This is a genomic window from Mesorhizobium sp. CA14 (assembly GCF_020165195.1).
Taxonomy (GTDB): domain Bacteria; phylum Pseudomonadota; class Alphaproteobacteria; order Rhizobiales; family Rhizobiaceae; genus Mesorhizobium.
Window position 1 is genome coordinate 212,675 of record NZ_JAIUHR010000006.1, and the last position, 17,961, is coordinate 230,635.

General features: G+C 64.6%; 17 protein-coding genes and 1 pseudogene. 14 read left to right on the top strand and 4 right to left on the bottom strand.

Annotated features, from left to right (window positions below):
* The 13 genes from LB565_RS10260 to LB565_RS10320 all read left to right on the top strand — a co-directional run bounded on the left by LB565_RS10260 (position 1) and on the right by LB565_RS10320 (position 12,451).
* On the top strand, positions 1-861 hold the full coding sequence (locus LB565_RS10260) for a carbohydrate ABC transporter permease (protein WP_224583495.1): 861 nt from the start codon (positions 1-3) through the stop codon (positions 859-861).
* Positions 858-1,814: a carbohydrate ABC transporter permease gene (locus LB565_RS10265; RefSeq protein WP_224583497.1), complete on the top strand. Its 957-nt coding sequence runs from the start codon at positions 858-860 to the stop codon at positions 1,812-1,814. The genes LB565_RS10260 and LB565_RS10265 overlap by 4 nt, the downstream gene beginning before the upstream one ends.
* The gene (locus tag LB565_RS10270) at positions 1,811-2,896 is read left to right on the top strand and encodes an ABC transporter ATP-binding protein (RefSeq protein ID WP_224583499.1); all 1,086 of its coding nucleotides are present in this window, start codon (positions 1,811-1,813) and stop codon (positions 2,894-2,896) included. Before LB565_RS10265 ends, LB565_RS10270 begins: the two co-directional genes overlap by 4 nt.
* A gap of 2 nt (positions 2,897-2,898) precedes the next feature.
* A complete protein-coding gene (locus tag LB565_RS10275) occupies positions 2,899-3,960 on the top strand; it encodes an ABC transporter ATP-binding protein (protein WP_224583501.1) in 1,062 nt (353 codons plus the stop codon).
* Positions 3,961-3,992: 32 nt separating this feature from the next.
* Positions 3,993-5,090, top strand: coding sequence for a Gfo/Idh/MocA family protein (locus LB565_RS10280; RefSeq protein ID WP_224583503.1), 1,098 nt, complete (start codon positions 3,993-3,995; stop codon positions 5,088-5,090).
* 43 nt (positions 5,091-5,133) lie between these two features.
* The gene (locus LB565_RS10285; protein WP_224583505.1) at positions 5,134-6,048 is read left to right on the top strand and encodes a sugar phosphate isomerase/epimerase family protein; all 915 of its coding nucleotides are present in this window, start codon (positions 5,134-5,136) and stop codon (positions 6,046-6,048) included.
* 68 nt (positions 6,049-6,116) lie between these two features.
* Entirely contained in the window at positions 6,117-7,061 is a 945-nt protein-coding gene (locus LB565_RS10290; protein ID WP_224583506.1) for a substrate-binding domain-containing protein, read from the top strand.
* Positions 7,062-7,191: 130 nt separating this feature from the next.
* Positions 7,192-8,142, top strand: a complete 951-nt coding sequence (locus LB565_RS10295; protein ID WP_224583548.1) for an ABC transporter permease — start codon at positions 7,192-7,194, stop codon at positions 8,140-8,142.
* A gap of 2 nt (positions 8,143-8,144) precedes the next feature.
* Positions 8,145-8,918, top strand: a complete 774-nt coding sequence (locus LB565_RS10300) for an ATP-binding cassette domain-containing protein (protein ID WP_224583508.1) — start codon at positions 8,145-8,147, stop codon at positions 8,916-8,918.
* Positions 8,919-8,925: 7 nt separating this feature from the next.
* A complete protein-coding gene (locus tag LB565_RS10305; protein ID WP_224583510.1) occupies positions 8,926-10,107 on the top strand; it encodes an aldose 1-epimerase family protein in 1,182 nt (393 codons plus the stop codon).
* An 82-nt stretch (positions 10,108-10,189) separates the two neighbouring features.
* On the top strand, positions 10,190-11,275 hold the full coding sequence (locus LB565_RS10310; RefSeq protein ID WP_224583550.1) for a fatty acid desaturase family protein: 1,086 nt from the start codon (positions 10,190-10,192) through the stop codon (positions 11,273-11,275).
* 29 nt (positions 11,276-11,304) lie between these two features.
* Complete coding sequence (locus tag LB565_RS10315) at positions 11,305-11,619, top strand: MocE family 2Fe-2S type ferredoxin (protein WP_224583512.1); 315 nt, start codon at positions 11,305-11,307, stop codon at positions 11,617-11,619.
* A 28-nt stretch (positions 11,620-11,647) separates the two neighbouring features.
* Positions 11,648-12,451, top strand: a complete 804-nt coding sequence (locus LB565_RS10320; protein ID WP_224583514.1) for a 3-methyl-2-oxobutanoate hydroxymethyltransferase — start codon at positions 11,648-11,650, stop codon at positions 12,449-12,451.
* 18 nt (positions 12,452-12,469) lie between these two features.
* On the opposite strand, the gene hutH is transcribed toward LB565_RS10320, so the two are convergent.
* Together hutH and LB565_RS10330 are read right to left on the bottom strand one after the other, a co-directional pair.
* On the bottom strand, positions 12,470-13,966 hold the full coding sequence (gene hutH / locus LB565_RS10325) for a histidine ammonia-lyase (protein ID WP_224583517.1): 1,497 nt from the start codon (positions 13,964-13,966) through the stop codon (positions 12,470-12,472).
* Complete coding sequence (locus tag LB565_RS10330; RefSeq protein ID WP_224583519.1) at positions 13,963-14,964, bottom strand: ornithine cyclodeaminase family protein; 1,002 nt, start codon at positions 14,962-14,964, stop codon at positions 13,963-13,965. Before LB565_RS10330 ends, hutH begins: the two co-directional genes overlap by 4 nt.
* 535 nt (positions 14,965-15,499) lie before the next feature.
* Between LB565_RS10330 and LB565_RS10335 the strand changes: the two are divergent.
* Positions 15,500-15,664: pseudogene (locus LB565_RS10335) on the top strand (carboxymuconolactone decarboxylase family protein); the annotation flags it as partial.
* A 247-nt stretch (positions 15,665-15,911) separates the two neighbouring features.
* Here the strand turns inward: LB565_RS10335 and LB565_RS10340 are convergent.
* On the bottom strand, positions 15,912-16,799 hold the full coding sequence (locus LB565_RS10340; RefSeq protein ID WP_224583531.1) for an amidohydrolase family protein: 888 nt from the start codon (positions 16,797-16,799) through the stop codon (positions 15,912-15,914).
* Positions 16,799-17,935, bottom strand: a complete 1,137-nt coding sequence (locus tag LB565_RS10345) for a vWA domain-containing protein (RefSeq protein ID WP_411970632.1) — start codon at positions 17,933-17,935, stop codon at positions 16,799-16,801. Before LB565_RS10345 ends, LB565_RS10340 begins: the two co-directional genes overlap by 1 nt.
* Positions 17,936-17,961: the final 26 nt, after the last annotated feature.

The following is a 17,961-nucleotide window of genomic DNA, read 5'->3' on the forward strand; positions in this document are numbered from 1 at the left end:
ATGAAGCGTTCCGTTCCCTTCGAGATATTCCGCTATGCCGCGATCCTCGCGGCGATGGCGGTGACGCTGGTGCCGATCCTGTGGATGGTGTCGATGGCTTTCAAGCCGATCGGCGAATGGTCGGCGACCGGCGCCGACCTGACCTGGTGGCCGAAGCAGCCGACGCTCAGCAATTTCCAGTTCGTGTTCGGCCACTCCACCAATGAGCTGATCGTCGCGCTCGACCACACGGCGGTGAAGCCGATCCTGTCGTCGCTGCTCTCGGCCGTGTTCGGGACCGTGATCGCCATGTCGGCGGGCACCGCCGCCGCCTACGGCCTTTCGCGTTTCGGCTCGGGCCAGAATCTGCCGTTGGCGCTGATCCAGCTCAGGCTGTTTCCGCCGATGGCGGTGATGATCCCGGTCATGATCATGTGGGCGTTCCTCAACCTCAACGACACGTGGTGGGGGCTGGCGCTGATCTACGGCATCGTCACGCTGCCCTTCGCCTTCTGGCTGATGAAGACCTTCTTCGACGACATGCCGCGCGAGATCGAGGAGGCGGCACTCGTCGAGGGCTGCTCGCGGCTGCGCGTTTTCACCCGCATCACGCTGCCGATGATGCGCGCGCCGCTGGCGAGTGCCGCGCTCTTCGTCTTCATCCTCAACTGGTCGGATTATCTCATCGCGCTGCTGCTCACCACGCGCGAATGGGTGACGATCCCTGTCTACATGGCGTCGCTGTCGTCCTCGATGACCGGACAACTCTACGGCGCCAAGGCCGCGCTCGGCCTGATCGCGGCGGTGCCGCCGGTGATCATGGGCATCGCCATCCAGCGCCATCTGGTACGCGGGCTGACCTTCGGAGCGCTCAAGCAATGAGCGCGGTGACGGCGACGGTTTCGGAGGACAAGATGGGCGCGCGGACGAAGCCCGCCGCGCCTGACGAGGGCGCGCGGCTGGGTTTCCGCCTGACCTTGCCGGCGCAGATCCTGGTGCTGTTCATCTCGGCCTTTCCGCTCTTGATGCAGCTTTACATCAGCGTCACCGACTGGTCGCCGCTTTCGGGCGTCGGCTGGTGGAACGCCTGGGAGATGTGGAACAGTTTCGCCAACTACACCGACCTTGCGGCTGACACGCGCTTCTGGAGCGCGCTGCAGCGCACGGCGATCGTCATGCTCGTCTGTGTGCCGGCCGAGTTCCTGCTGGGTCTCGCGCTGGCGACGCTGTTTGCCGACGACTTTCCCGGCAAGCGGATCTTCTATTCGATCCTCCTGATGCCGATGATGGTCGTGCCGGCGGTCGCCGGCTACATGTTCTTCATGCTGTTCCAGTCGGGCGGTCCGGTGAACGACATCCTGTCGCGGATCGTCGGCACGCCTATCACCATCGCCTGGCTGTCGGATCCGAACCTGTCGCTGATCGCGGTCATGGTCGCCGACATCTGGCAGTGGACGCCGCTGATGTTCCTCATCCTGCTCGCCGGCCTGGTCGGCGTGCCGGAAGACCAGATGAAGGCGGCGACGCTACTCGGCGCCAATGCCTGGCAGCGCTTCGTCACCATCGTGCTGCCGAAGATGAAGACGATCATCATCATCGCACTGGCGATCCGGGTGATCGAGAACTTCAAGATCTTCGACACGCTCTACATCATGACCGGCGGCGGCCCCGGCGTCGCCACCGAGACGATCTCCGTCTACATCTACAAGGTCACCACGCAGGACCTGATCTGGGGCTATGTGGCGGCCATCGCTTTAGCCATCCTGATCGTGCTCTCGGTCGTCGCGGTCTACGCCATGAAACACATGGCCAAGGCGCGGGAGGTGCCGGCATGAGCGCCATCCATCTTCAGAACCTGGTCAAGAAATTCGGCGACTTCACCGCGCTGAAGACGATGGACCTCGAAATCGCCGATGGCGAGTTCATGGCGCTGCTCGGGCCGTCCGGCTGCGGCAAGTCGACGACGATGAACATGATCGCCGGCATGGAGGAGCCGACCAGCGGCAAGATCCTGTTCGGCGAACGAGACATGGCGGGCGTGCCGATGGGGCGGCGCGGCGTCGGCTTCGTGTTCCAGAACTACGCCATCTTCACTCATATGACGGTGCGGCAGAACCTTGCCTACGGGCCGAGGATGCGCGGCGCCGCCAGGGCCGAGATCGATCGCCGCGTCGGCGCCATCGCCGAGATGCTGCAGCTTTCGCCACTGCTCGACCGCAAGGCGGACCGGCTTTCGGTAAACATCCTGCAGCGCGTGGCGATCGGCCGCTCGGCGATCATGGAGCCGGCGATCTTCCTGCTCGACGAGCCGCTCTCCAATGTCGACGCGGCCTTTCGGGCGGTGATGCGCACCGAGCTCAAGCAACTGCAGCGCCAGTTCAAACAGACGATGGTCTATGTCACGCATGATCAACTGGAAGCGATGACCATGGCCGACCGCATCGCCGTGATGGATCACGGCGTGCTGCAGCAGGTCGGCACGCCGCTCGAAGTCTATAACAATCCGGCCAATGTCTTCGTTGCGCGCTTCATCGGCGCCCCGGGCATGAACCTGCTCAAGGGCAGGCCCGCGGAGAGCGATCGCGGGCTGGTGATCGATCTCGGACCGCTCGGCGTCACCCCACCTTTGCCGGACGAACTGGCAACCGCGCTGCGCGCAGTGCGCGGCGACGTGCTTTACGGTTTCCGGCCCGAGCAGGTGACGCTTGCCGAACGCGGGCTGTCGATGCCGGTGAGCTTCGTTGAGCGGATCGGCGCGCGCACCATCGTCCATCTCGGCGAAGGCGAGAGCGCGGTGAAGGCGGTGTTCGAGAACGATGTCGGGCTGTCGGTCGGACAGACTGCGGTGGTCGCGCCGCCGGCCTCGTCGGTGCGCGTCTTCGACGCCGCGACCGGCTTTGCAGTGAGGGCTGGCTGAGCATGTCCGATATCGTTTTCCGCAATGTCACCAAGCGTTACGGCAACACCCTTGCAGTCGACGACGCTTCCTTCACCGTCAACGACAACGAGTTCTTCTGCTTCTTCGGGCCGCCGCTGTCGGGCAAGTCGACGATCTTGCGCCTTGTGCTTGGATTAGAGCAGCCGGATCAAGGCGAGATCCTGATCGGCGGCAAGCCGGTCAACAGCGTGTCGCCGGCCGAGCGCAACGTCGCCATGGTGTTTCAGAACCTGGCGCTGTTCCCGCATATGAGCGCGCGCGACAATATGCGCTTCCCGCTGGTCGAGCGGAAAGTCGCGGAGCCCGAGATCGAGAAGCGCCTCGCCGATGTCGCGGCAAAGCTCCATATCGGCCATATCCTGCACAAGCCGCCGGCGCAGCTTTCGGGCGGCGAGCGGCAGCGCGTGGCGATCGCGCGCGCCTTGGTGCGCGATCCGGCGGCCTATCTGATGGACGATCCGATCTCGGCGCTCGATGCCAGGCTGCGCGAGGAGACGCGCGTCGAGCTGAAGCGCATCCAGCGCGAGCTCGGCAAGACGCTGATCTATGTCACGCATGACCAGGAGGAGGCGATGTCGGTCGCCGACCGCATGGCGATCCTGGAGCACGGCCGCATCCGGCAGATCGGCGCGCCGGCGGAAATCTACGACCGGCCAGCCAGCGCCTATGTAGCGCGCATGCTGGGATCGCCGATGATGAACATCCTGCCGTCAGTGCACGGCGCAAGCGGGATCGAGGCGGCCGAAGGGACAATCCGCATTGCCGATGCCAGAGCGCCCGCCGAGGCGATCGAGATCGGGCTGAGGCCCGAAGACATCAAGGTGCGGCCATGGACGGGCAAAGGGACGGCGGAAGGCCGCCCGGCGCAGGTGTTCGAGGTCGAGCCGCTCGGCGGCTACACCGTAGTGACTTTAGCGGCCGGGCAGGCGCGGCTGAGAGCATTGCTGCGCGGGCAGCCCGACATCAGGCCGGATGCGATGGTGGCCATATCCTGCGAGCCGGGCCGCGTGCATTATTTCGGCCAGGACGGAGGCGCGCTGTGACGGCCGCAACGAGAGAATTTCGGGAGGAAGAGATGGCAGAAAATGGCTTCGAGCCGGATGTCAAGGTTCGCACCAGGGACTACAAGATCGGCTGCGTCGGCGCCGGCATGATCATGGCCGAGTGCCATCTGGCGGCCTACAAGGAAGCGGGCTTTCCGGTGGTGGCGATCGCCTCGCGCACCAAGGCGAATGCTCAGAAGGTCGCCACCCGCTGGGGCATTCCGACCGTCCACGACACGCCGGAACAGCTGATCGAGGATACCAACGTCGACATCATCGATCTGGCCTTTCCGCCGGACCAGCAGCCGGCGCTGATCCGCCATGCGCTGAAGCAGAAGCACATCAAGGCGATCCTGGCGCAGAAGCCCCTGGCGCTGTCGGTCGAGGAAGCCGTTAAGCTACGCGACGAGGCGGCGAAGGCAGGCAAGATCCTCTCGGTCAACCAGAACATGCGCTACGACCAGTCGATGCGCGTGTTGAAGCAGATCATCGACAGCGGCGCGCTCGGCGACATCGTCTTCGCGCAGATCGACATGCACGCGATCCCGCACTGGCAGACGTTCCTTCAAGGCTACGACCGGCTGACGCTCGCCAATATGAGCGTGCATCACCTCGACGTGCTGCGCTTCCTGTTCGGCGATCCGGACGAGATCACCACGCTGACGCGCAAGGACCCGCGCACCCAGTTCGATCATTCCGACGGCATCACCGTGTCGACGCTGCGCTTTCCGTCGGGCGTGCTTGCCGTCTCGCTGGAGGACGTCTGGTCCGGCCCGCGCCAGGAGGGTTACAAGGACGACCAGCACATCAACTGGCGCGTCGACGGCACCAAAGGCGTCGCCAAAGGCACGATCGGCTGGCCGACCGGTGCGGCCTCGACGCTGACCTACGCTTCGGCCGAGACGACCGGTGGCGAATGGGTGAGCCCGCGCTGGGAAACGATGTGGTTCCCGCATGCCTTCATCGGCGTGATGGAACAACTGCAGCACGCCGTGAAGACCGGCACGCCGCCGGCGCTCTCCGTCGCCGACAACGTCAAAACCATGGCGCTGGTCGAGGCGGGCTACCGCTCCATTGCCTCGGGCCGGACGGTCAAGCTCTCCGAAATCCCGATCAACCCGATCAACTGAAATCACTGACAACTGAATCGCTTACAGGGAGGAATTCAAGATCATGATGCAGGCAGGTATTTTCACGGGCTATTTCCCGTACGGCCTCGAGGAAACGGCGAAGAAGATCCGCGGTCTCGGTTTCAACACGGTGCAGCTCGACCTGCACTTCAAGGACATCGACCTCTCGGCCGGCCAGATCACCACGGACAAGGCCAAGAAGGTGCGCGACACCTTCCGCGACCATAACCTGCCGATCTGCTGCGTGTCGGGCTACACCAACATCATCCATCCGGACAAGGCGGAGCGCGAGAAGCGCGTCGGCTATCTCAAGGAAATCATCCGCAATGCGCGCCATTTCGGCTCGCCTTACGTGATCTCGGAAACCGGCACCCACAACACCGAGTCCGACTGGGTGCATCACCCGAAGAACAAGACCGAGGAAGGCTTCGAGGAGTGCCGCAAGGTGATCGCCGACCTTGCCCAGACGGCTTACGACCATGGCGCGGTCTTCCTGCTCGAGACCTATGTCAACAACGTCGTCGGCTCGGTCGAGGAGACGGTGAAGATGTTCGCGCAGGTCGATCATCCCGGTCTTGGCCTGCTGATGGATCCGACCAACTATTTCGAGACCCACAACATCGACCGGATGGACCAGATCCTGAACCAGGTCTTCGACACGCTGACCGACAAGATCAAAATCGCGCATGCCAAGGATGTGAAACGCTCGGGCGACGATAAGTCCGAGAAGCATGCCGATATCGGCGATGCGGATGCGATGGAAAGCCACACCTTCCGCGGCGTCGGCGAGATCGAGCTGCCGGCGCCGGGCCTAGGCTCGCTGAACTATGACCTCTATCTCAGGCGTCTCGCCGAGAAGCATCCGAACATCCCGATGATCATCGAGCATCTGTCGGAAGACGACGTGCCGCGCGCCAAGAAGTTCCTCGACGGGAAGCTGCGCGCCAACGGCCTCTAAGGGTCGCGCGGGCGCCGTCGCGCGGACGGCGCCCGCGGCTTGCACGAACACAAGGTGGAGGAAGCGAGATGTTGAAGTTTGGATTGAAGCTGGCGGCCGCGGCGACCGTGCTTGCCGGCATCGCCTTCGGCTCGGCCGCGCAGGCGGCAGACGACCAGAAGACGTTCTATCTGTTGTCGCATGGCGGCCCGTCGGATGCGTTCTGGATCGACTGGAATGCCGGCGCGACCAAGGCCTGCGATCAGCTCAAGGTGACCTGCAAGATTTCCTTCAGCGGCGGCGACATGGCGGCGCAGAAGGAGGCCTTCAACTCGGCGCTCGCCGCCAAGCCCGACGGCATCGCCACCACCTCGGCGCAGCCCGGGCTGTGGACGGAGGAAGTGAAGGCGGCGAAGGCGGCCGGCATTCCGATCGTGTTCTTCAACACCGACGACCCGGCCACCGGCCGCCAGGCCTATGTCGGCGCGGACCTCAAGGAAGCCGGCGCCATCTGGGCGAAGTATCTCGTCGACCACAAGATGGTGAAGCAGGGCGGCAAGGTGTTTCTGCCGGTCGAGGTTCCCGGCGCCAGCTACCAGCAACTCGAGACGGAAGGCATCGCCGGCGTCTTCGATCCGCTCGGCATCAAATATGACGTGGTCGATTGCGGCACCGATCCGGCCGGCATCATCGCCAAGATGACCGACTACATGGTCGCCAACAATCCGCCGGCGATCATCGCGCTCGGCGATTCCGTGGCGGCCAGCGTCAAGCGGGTGTTCGACGGCGCCGGCATTCCGGCCGGCAAGATCCCGGTCGTCGGCTGGGGCAATTCCAAGGAGACGGCCCAGGCGGTCAAGGACGGCTTCGTCAACGCCGCCGCCTGGCAGTATCCGTCGGCTCAGGGCTTCATGCCGGTCGCGCTGCTCGGTCTAGCGGCTTCGGGCGAGCCGATCGGCTACGACATCCATACCTTCGGCCTCTACGACGCCTCCAGCGTCGAGCCGATCCTGAAGCTCTACGACAAGAAGTGAGAGAATTTGCGCCCGCCGCGCGCGCGGCGGGCGCAAGGCAGAAAGCATGGTTCAGCAAGTCATGGTTCAGCAAGTCGGAGCAGTCATCTCGGAAGACGGCGCGGGGCGCGCGAAAGGCAGGTCGAGCCTGATGCGCTCGCCGCAATTCTCCTCCTTCGTCATCCTCATTGTGCTCCTGGTGGTGTTCGCGGTCGCCGACGGCAATTTCCTGTCGCCGCTCAACATCTCCAACATGATGGCGTTCCTGCCGGAGCTCGGCATCATCGCGCTCGGCATGACGCTGCTTCTGACCGCCGGCGAATTCGACCTGTCGGTCGGCGCGGTGTTCGCGCTCGCCCCGGTCGTGGTGATGCTGCTGGTGCAGAATGCCGGGATCGATATCGGCGTCGCGCTGTTCGCCGGACTTCTGCTGTGCATCGCGATCGGCGCGATCAACGGCGTGATCGTCACCAAGATCGGTATCTCGTCCTTCCTGGTGACGCTGTCGATGCTGCTTATCGTGCGGGGTGCGGCGCTCTACATCACGCAGGGCTTTCCGCTGAAGTCGTGGGACCAGCCGGGTTTTTTCGTCACACTGCTCGCCGGCAGCTTCAACATCGGCGCGTTCCGCTTCTACACCTCGCTCTGGTGGTTCATCGGCCTGTCGCTGCTTGCGGTCTATGTGTTGCACTACGCCAAGCTCGGCAACTGGATCAGCGCCATCGGCTCCAACCGCAACGCAGCGGTGGCGCGCGGCGTGCCGGCCGACGCGGTCAAGATCTGGCTGTTCGTCCTGACCTCGGTGCTCGCCGGGCTCGCCGGCATGATCAGCGCTTTCCGCATCTCTGCGGCTTCGCCGGTCGCGGGCACGGGCTACGAGCTGGAGGTGATCGCCATGGTGGTGGTCGGCGGCACGGCGCTGACGGGCGGGCGTGGCACCATCCTCGGCACCATCGTTGGCGCGCTGATGCTGCGGGCGATCCGCAACGGCATTGTGCTCGTCGGCGTGCCGGGGCTGGCCTACAACATCTTCGTCGGCGTCATCATCCTCGCCATGCTCATCCTGCACGCGCTGCTGCAGAAAAACGCCGCAAGGAGCTGAGAATGATGCAGGAAGTGCTCCGGCTGGAAAACTTACAAAAATCCTTCGGCAGCGTGCGCGCGCTGAAGAATGCCTCGCTGACGCTCAAGGAAGGCGAGGTGGTGGCACTGCTCGGCGACAACGGCGCCGGCAAATCGACGCTGATCAAGGCGATCTCCGGCGTCTTTCCGATCGATCGCGGCGATATCTATGTGCGCGGCAAGAAGGTCTCGATCCGCTCGACGCGCGAGGCAATGGACCTTGGCATCGAGACCATCCACCAGGACACCTCGCTTGCGCCCGACCTCAGCATCGCGCGCAACCTGTTCCTCGGCCGCGAGCCGGTCAATCTCAAATGGCTGGGCGTCTTCGCGCCGCTCGACCTCGCCAAATTGCGCGATGCGGCTTCTGCGCTTCTCAAGCGCGTCGGCATCTCCAAGAAGCTCGACGCCAATGCGCTGGTCTCGACGCTTTCCGGCGGCGAGCGGCAGTCGATCGCGATCTCGCGCGCCATGCAGTTCGCCGCCAAGGTGATCATCCTTGACGAGCCGACCAACAATCTCGGCGTCGAGGAGACGCATGGCGTGCTGCGCTTCGTCAAGGAGATGCGCGCGGCCGGGCATTCGGTGCTCTTGATCACCCACAACATCCACCACGTGTTCGAGGTCGCCGACCGCATCATCATCATGCGCCGCGGCGAGATCGTCGCCGAGCAGACGGTCGCTGACACCGATCTCCTGACCGTGGAAAGCCTGATAACCGGCGCCGACCTGTCGGCCCTGATGAAAAGGGCGTAGTGACGGCATGGTGAAGCTCTACGGCCAGACGCTTTCGCGCCGGCAGGTCGCCGAACGCTCCGGCATGCTGTCGCAATTCGCCGGCGTGCGGCTGATGACGCTCGGCGACGGCGTCGAGCGCGGCATCCGCATGCTCGAATTCCGCACCGGCTCGGGCCTGCTCTTCACCGCGCTGGTCGACCGCGCGCTCGACATTGCGGATTGCGAGTACAAGGGTCAGGCGATCGGCTGGCACTCGCCGAGCGGTTTTCGCAACCCGGGCCTACATGATTGTGAAGGCGAGGACGGCTTTGCCTGGGGCCGGTCCTTTTCAGGCCTGCTGGTGACCTGCGGCCTCGACCACATTCTCGGCCGCAACGAGGTGCCGGCCGAAAACTATAATTATCCTGGACGCAAAACCGTGACGCATTCGCTGCATGGCCGCGTCGGCACCATTCCGGCGAGGCTCACCGGCTATGGCGAAAGCTGGGATGGCGACCGCTGCATTTTGTGGGCTGAAGGCATCGTCCAGCAGGCCAGCGTGTTCGGCGAGGATCTGCATCTCATCCGCCGGATCGAGGCCGATGTCGGCGGCAGCGAGATCCGGCTCTCGGACCGCGTCGTCAACCACGGCTTCCACCGCACGCCGCATATGTATTTCTACCACATCAATGTCGGGCATCCGCTGCTCGACGAAGGCTCGCGCTACGTGGCGCCGATCCGCGACGTGGTCTGGGCCGCGCATGAAGGCGAGCGCTACGAAGCGCAGAAGGTCGGCTACCGCTCGGTTTCTGGGCCACAGCACGGCTTCAGCGAGCAGGTCTGGCAGCATGAGCTTGGCGCCGACACCAGCGGCGAGGTGCCGGTCGCCGTTGTCAACGACCGGCTTGGCCTCGGCTTCGAGGTCGTCACCCGCAAGGACCAGCTGCCTTGTTGCTATGAGTGGCAGAATTTCCAGGCCGGGCAGTATGCGCTTGGCATCGAGCCGTCGACGCACCATGTGCTCGGCAATCTTGCCGCGCGCGAGCGCGGCGAAATGATCTGGCTGGAGCATGCCGAGACCCGCGCCTATGACGCGGTGTTCCGCGTCCTCGATGGCAAGGATGCGATTGCCGATGCGGAACGAAGGATCGCGGCCATCGCCCGTCAGCCCGAGCAGGATTATCCTCGGCCTTCCGGCAATTTCCCAAGACTGGCGGGCAGGGGATGAGCGCGACATTTATCCATAGCAAGCCCTCCGGCCGGCGGACCGGATTGCCAGCGCTCAGTGAAGATTGGAGGCCGATGTGACGATGGCAAAGAAGCGCGACTACAGCCTTGTCGGCGAAAGCACTCGGCTTGCGATCGAGACCGGGCTCGCCTCGGCCGAGTGGTACCATACCGACGTGCCGCGCAAGACCATGAAGGAATTGATGCAGCGCTCCGACGGGCCGGCGATCCGCGACACCATCATCTGGATCGTCGCGATCCTGGGCTCGGCGGCCGGCATCGTCTGGTTCTGGTGCACATGGTGGATCGTGCCGTTCCTGTTCGTCTATGGCGTGCTCTACGGCTCGTCGAGCGATTCGCGCTGGCACGAATGTGGCCACGGCACCGCCTTCCGCACGCGCTGGATGAACGACATCGTCTACCACATCGCCTCCTTCATGCTGATGCGCAATCCGGTGCAGTGGCGCTGGAGCCATGCGCGCCATCACACCGACACCATCATCGTCGGCCGCGACGCCGAGATCGCGGTGATGCGGCCGCCCGACCTCATCAAGGCAGCTTTGGCCTTCACCGGCATCCTCGATTTCCGCTATTCGCTGCCGACGCTGGTGCGCCAGGCCTTCGGCACATTGTCGGACGACGAGAAGAGCTACATCCCGGAGATGGAGCTGCACAAGGCGGTGACCGCGGCGCGCTGGCACATGGTCGTGTATGCCGCGACGATCGCTGTCGCGATCGCGCTTGGGTCATGGATCCCGCTGGTGCTGATCGGCCTGCCGCGCCTCTACGGCACCTGGCACATGGTGCTGACCGGGCTGCTGCAGCATATCGGGCTCGCCGACAATGTCACCGATCACCGGCTGAACACGCGCACCGTCTACATGAACCCGGTCAGCCGGTTCATCTACTGGAACATGAACTACCATGTGGAGCACCACATGTTCCCGATGGTTCCGTACCACGCGCTGCCGAAGCTGCATGAGCTGATCAGGCATGATCTGCCGGTGGCGAACCCGTCGATGTGGCATGCCTATCGCGAGGTCTGGCCGGTGCTGCTCAGGCAGCTGAAATACGAGGACTATTATCTCAAACGCGAATTGCCGCCGACAGCGAAGCCCTATCGCGGCGAATTCCATGATCTCGACATAACGGCCGCGGCCGCCGAATAGGCATGGCGCGGGCAAGCTGGAGACAGACGATGGCGGAGTGGGTTGAAGCATGCTCGGTGGACGACGTGGACGAGGAAGATGTGATCCGCTTCGACCATGGCGGTCGCACCTTCGCGATCTACCGCTCGCCGGAGGACGCGTTCTTCGCCACCGACGGTTTCTGCACGCATGAAAAGGCCCATCTCGCCGAGGGGCTGGTGATTGACGACATCATCGAATGCCCCAAGCACAATGGCCGCTTCAACTACAAGACCGGCCAGGCCAAAGGCGCGCCGGTCTGCGTCAACCTCAAGACCTATCCGGTCAAGGTCGAGGCCGGTAAGGTGATGATCGATATCGGCTGAAAGCCGTCAGACAAAACAGGATGTACCGATGAGCCGAAAGAGACCGACCGTTGCCGACCTGCGCGCCATGAAGGGCAAGCGGCAGCTCACTATGCTGCGCGTGCTGACGCTGGACGAGGCCGAGGCTGCCGAGCGGGCAGGGGTCGACATCGTCTCGGTGCCGCCGGAACTGGTTCTCAACCCGCAATATCGCGACGCCGCGCCCAGCCTCTTCACCATGCCGGGCGACAATTTCTTCGAGATCGGCACGGCCGACGATTTCGTGCGCTGGTCGTTCCGGCTCTACAAAGCCGGCGCCGACGCGGTCTATTGCAGCGCCGGCTATGCCACGATCAAGCGCATGGCCGACGATGCCATTCCGGTGATCGGCCATGTGGGCCTCATTCCTTCCCGCGCGACCTGGACGGGCGGCTTCAAGGCGGTCGGCAAGACCGCCGATACCGCCATGCAGGTGTTCGAGGCGGTCAAGCAACTCGAGGCCGCCGGCGCCATCGGCGCCGAGATCGAGGTGGTGCCGGTGGAAGTGGCGAAGGCGATCTCGGAGCGTACTTCGCTGATCATGTTGTCGATGGGCGCGGGTACCGGCTGCGACGCGCAATATCTGTTCGCCGACGATATCCTCGGCACCAATCGCGGTCACATGCCGCGCCACTCGAAAGTCTATCGCAATTTCGCCGCCGAATATGACCGGCTGCAACAAGAGCGCATCGCGGCCTTCTCGGAATATGTGGCCGACGTCAACAGCGGCGCCTATCCGGAAGACAGGCATGTCGTGCGTATGGATCCGGACGAGCTCACCCTTTTCATGAAGAAGGTCGACGCAAAGCTCTGAACCAAGAGTCGAAAAGCTTCAGCCCGTTGCCGGGGGACCTTGCCAGATCCCGCTGGCGAGAGCGGCGTAAAGCGCTTCGGTGTCGATGCCGAGCGGCCTGTCTTCCTTGAGCGTCGCCACATGCGAACGCACGGCCGCGTGGATTGCGCCGGTGGCCGGCGCGAGCGCTATGCCCTCGCGCAAATCGACAGCCTGCGCCGCCGCCATCAGCTCGAAGGCGATCAGCCGCCGCCACAGCACGATCATCTCAGCGCATTTGGCGATGGCGAGCGGCGTCTGCGTGGCGTGATCCTCGACGCCCTCGGACACGGGCAGGAAATCGAGCATCACCGGATTGGCCTTGTGGCGGATCGCGGCCAGGATCGCCGTCACCGTCTTCTGCAACGGCACGAAGCCGGCAGAGGCGCCGCCGACTGGCGACAAATATTTCGGCAGGCCGTGGCGGGTCGAGCCGGTGAGCTGGACGAAGCGGGCGGCGGACGCCGCCGCGCATTGCGCGATCGCAAGGCTGAGCGTCTCGAAGGCGAGCGCCAGCGAAGCGGTGTGGAAGTTGCCGGTCGACATGACCAGCTCATCCTCGGCAAGCACCAGCGGATTGTCGGCGGCGGCGTTGAGCTCGATCTCGACGGCCAGCCTGGCATGGTCGATCGCCTGGATCAGCGCGCCGTGGATCGAGGGCATGCAGCGGATCGACAGCGGATCCTGGATGGTGGTCGGCGCCGGCGTCTCATCGCGCGCCAACAGGTCGCGCAGCGCCTTTGCCGCAAGCTGCTGGCAGGCGCCCGGACGCGCCTGATGCTGGCGCGGATCGAGGATGGTGCGGTTGGCGCCAATGCCTTCCATCGTCAGCGCGCCGGCCTGCTGCTGCTGTTCGAGCGCCGACAGCGCATCGGTCAGCACCAGCGCCGCGGTCCCGGTGGAAACCGCCGAAGCGTTGATCAGGGAGAGCCCGTCCTTCGGCGAGAGGGTGACGGGCGCCAGCCGCGCCATCATCAGCGCCTTGGCGGCAGGCATGCGGCGACCCTGATATTCGGCTTCGCCTTCGCCGATCAGCACGCGGGCGACCGCCGTCATCAGCAGAAGATCGCCGGCGCCGATCGAACCCAGCGACGGCATCACCGGATGCACGCCGGCATTGAGCGCCTCGACCAGCGCGGTGAACACGCGCGGCGACAGGCCCGAGCCGCCGGCGGCGAGCATCGCAAGGCGGGCGAACATCGCCGCCCGCACCGCCGACACGGGCAGGGCCTCGCCGACGGCGGCGCTGCGGCCTTCGATCAGCTGGCGCTGGAAGGCACTGGCGTCACCTTCGACCGCGGTGACGAGATTGGCGCCGAGGCCTCTGTTCAGCCCGTATATCTGCTGGCCCGCGGCCGCGGCGGCATCGAGTACCTGGCGAGCCTTGTCGAGCTTTTCGAGGACGGCCGGTGTGACCTCGACCTTGCAGGCGTTGCGCGCGGCGGCAACCACATCCTCGATGCTGACGCCGGCGCCGGTGAGAACGAGCGGGCTCATGCGAAGCGCAGCCTCTGGCCGATGCCGTTTTCGCCGGCCTTGGCGAGCATGGCCTTGCCGAGCGCGATGTCGGAGAGCGAGAGGCCGCGATGCCAGAACAGGATCGTCTCGCCATCGCTTTGCCGGCCGGGTTTAAGGCCGGCGGCGATCTGGCCGAGCTCGGCGTGCAGCGTCGCCTCGCTCAGCCGTCCCGTCTCGACATGGGCGCGCAGGGAGCCGAACTTGCCGCCCTTGCACTGGCCCCAGTCGTCGACGACGATTTTCTGCATGATGTCGGTCAATGACAGCTCGACCGCGCTCATCGTGCCATAGGGCACCACCAGCGCGCCGCGCTTGATCCATTCGGTCTTGAGCAGCGGCTGCGGTTCCGGCAGCCGCGAGGCCTCGACGACGATGTCGGCGCCTTCGACGCAGCTTTTCCAGTCAGCCACGGCCATGACCGGCTTGCCGAGGTCGGCCGCCAGCCTCGCGACAAAGCTATCGCGGCTTTCGGGGCGGCGCGAGTGGACGCGGATCTCGTCGAAGTCGAAGAGATGGTCGAGCAGGCGCACGTTCCAATAGGCGGTGCCGCGCGCGCCGATATGGCCGAGCACCTTGGACGACCTCTTCGCCAAATGCTTGGCGCCGATGGCGGTGACCGCGCCGGTGCGCATGTCGGTGATGACGGTAGCGTCGAGGATGGCGCGCGGCGTGCCGGTGCGCGGATCGAAGAGGTTGAGGATGCCGAATTCCGACGGCAGGCCATGCCTGTAGTTGTCGACATAGTCGCCCACGATCTTCACGCCGGCGGCGTCGAGCGGCGCCACATAGCCGCGCAGCACGTTGAAGTGGCCGTGGAAGGAGGGATCCGGCTCGAGATGGACGCGCGGCTCGATAACAGTCTGGCCGTTCCCCTGCGCGACCAGCCCGGCTTCGACGGCGCCGATGATCTCGGCGTCGGTCATGGCAAGCGCTTCGATGTCGAGAGCATTGAGATAGTCGATATAAATCGGCTTCATGCGTTTTCCTCGGCCACCCCCGGGCTCATCCATAACAGGCGAGACGGCGACACGGAAGTTTTGTTGGATAAGCTCTGGACTGGGCCGGGCGTCACGGCGATGGGTGCATGCTCCTGCCGTCCAATGCAGGCGCAGAGGTTTCAGGCCATTCAGCGAACAATTGACGTCGCGCCGGGCGCATTTTGCGGACTCAAATTGCGACGTTCCGCGACGTCCCGAACGTGTTCTTCTGCCCACCGCGCGATCGCGGCAACGAACCGCCAAAAGCCCAAGAGTTTCCGGCTATTGCGCCAGTTGCAGCAATCGATGCGTCCACTTGGAAAATAGTCGGAGAGGCGCGGTTCTTGAACTCGGATTCATTTGACGAGCCGCTGTTGAGCCGATTAGCTTTCGTGCGGGGTGAGGGCCGGCAAGGCCTTGCCTCGGGGCGAAAGACATAAGCGATGAATGCAATCGGCTGGCCGAACTGGAGGCACCTTAATCGGGAAGGCATCGTCTTTGCCATCGCCATCCTGTTGTTCGCCGCCGCTGCCGTGGCTGCTCCTATTGCGTCCACTCGCACACAGCCGCGGCGCGGGCCAAGGGCATGACCGACGCATAGCATGGCGAGCTTGTGTCGATCATCGGGCTCACGGGACAGACGAACCACTTGGTCACCGCGATGCAAATCCCCGTCGATCCACAGTTCGAGGTGAAGTGAAGCGCAGGCCTCTCCTTCTCCCCCTGTGGGAGAAGGTGGCCGAGCGAAGCTCGGACGGATGAGGGGTGTTCCAGGGAACGCCAACGTCTCACTCCGCTGGAGCACCCCTCATCCGTCTCGGCGCTTCGCGGCCACCGCCCGGCCCTTCGCAGGCTCAGGGCGTTCGAAGCTCGAAAAGCCAAGCAATTGGCTTTTCGTCCGCTCACGCGGACCGCTTCTCACCCCACAAGGGGAGAAGGGAAGGCCTCTACACCGGCCGGTAAACCTTCTCCGCCGTGTTCCAGAAGATATCCGCCTTGGCCTTGGTGCCATGCTTCGCAACCGCGGCGCGGTGCGCCTGGATCAGTTCGGCATGGCTGGTCCAGAGCTTCTCGATCGGGAAATTCGAGCCGAACATCAGGCGGTCGCTGCCGAGGATCTCGACCGCGTTGTCGACTATGTAGGCGATTAGGCCCGGATCGTTGCGGTGGACGAAAGTGCCGAGTCCCGAGAGCTTGGCGTAGACATTGGGCGCTGCCGAAAGCGTGCGCAGACCCGCCTTCCACGCTTCGGTGGTTTCCGGCTCCATGCCGGTCAGCATGCCGGCATGGGTGAGGATGAAATTTGTCTCCGGATTCTCGCCGACCAGCGTCAGCCCGTCCTTCATCTGCGCCGGGAAAAGCTGCAGGTCGAAGGAGAGGCCGTAATCCTTCAGCCGCGCGACGTTCTTTCGCACCTTGGGATCGATCACCTGGTCGGCTGAAGCGGCGAAGCGGAAGGCCGGCGTTTCGTGCCAGTGAAGCTGCATGCGCACGCCGCGCAGCAGTTTGTATTTCATCAGCCGGTCGATCTGCGGCCGGACATCGTCGACCGTCATGTCGGCATAGCCGACGATGGCATGCGGCCAGCCGGTTTCATCCGCGGTCTTCTGCAGGAAACCGACCTCTTTTTCGAAATCCTCTTTGGCCCAGTTGGTCTGGACATAGACGGCCTTCTCGATGCCCGAGCCTTTCTGGTCTTCGAGGAATTCCGTGATCGGATAGTCGCGGCGGATCGGCTCGTAGGGGCCGAAGATGCGTGGCACCATCGGTCCTACCAGCCAGGGCTGGTCCTCCTGGCGCCAGATGTGAAAATGCGCGTCGATGGCTTTCTGCATCAAGGTACCCTTTTCCAGATGATCTCGGCCGCTGGGGCCGGGCGGGCGAGCGACAGGATGAAACCGGTCAGGCTTCTCAGCGACGAGCCGTCGACCAGATCGTCGAGCACCGGCAGGATGGCGCTAAGCGCTGAGGTTGCGGGCCGAAAGCGCGGATCGCCGGCAAGCGGGCTCGCCAGCGACAGCCGGAAGGCGCGGGCGCTGAACCGCCGCATCGCGATCTCCAGTTCGGCATGGCTGCCGCGTTCCAGGCCATCGGACAGGATGACGACGCAGGCGCCGCGTGCGAAGGCGGAAAAGCGCGGTACCGACAGGAAGGCGAGCAAGGTCGGGCCCATGCGGGTGCCGCCGTCCCAATCCTCGACGAGCGCCGCGGCGCGGCCAAGCGCCTGCTCGCGGTCGCGGACGCGCAGCGCGGACGTGACGCGGGTAAGGCGGGTGCCGAAGGTGAAGACTTCGGCGCGGCCCGCGCCTTGCACGGCCGCGTGCGCCAGCTTGAGATAATCGGCGGTGTGCAGCTTCATCGAGCCGGAGACATCGATGAGCAGAAGCAGTTTTCGCGATACGGCCTGCCGGCGGCGCAGCAGCGGCGAGGGGATGTCGCCGTCGGCGCTGACGATTTCGCGGAGCGAACGGCGGAGGTCGAGCGCGCCGCGCGAACGCATGCGCGCGGTGCGGAAAGAACGGCGCGCGGGCAGGGCGGACGCCAGTCGCTGCCGGAACTGGCCGAGACCATCGGGATCGCGCTGGAAATCGCGGCTGCTCAGCTGCTCGAGCGCCGAGGGCAGCTCACCGCCTCTCTCCTGGCGGATGGTCTGTTTTTCTTCCTCGCGCGTGCCGCGATCGTCCTTGACGCGGGTTTCTTCCTCCTCTTCGCCTTCGATCGGAGGCTTGGCATCGCCGTAGAAATAGGCACGGAAATGCGTCTCGAATTCGCCGCGGCGATCGGGCGAGGGCGCGAGCGTCGCGAGCGCTGCTTCGCGGATGTCGTCCATCGAGCGCGGGCCGAGCAGGGTCACGGCCTGCATGAAGCTGGTCACCTGTTCGGACCCGATGGCGAAGGCGTGATGGCGCAGCAAGCGGGCGAAGCCGAGGAACGGCGCGGCGGCACGAGGCAGGTTTTCCGGACGCCTCATTCCTTCGCGCCCCCCTCTGTCCTGCC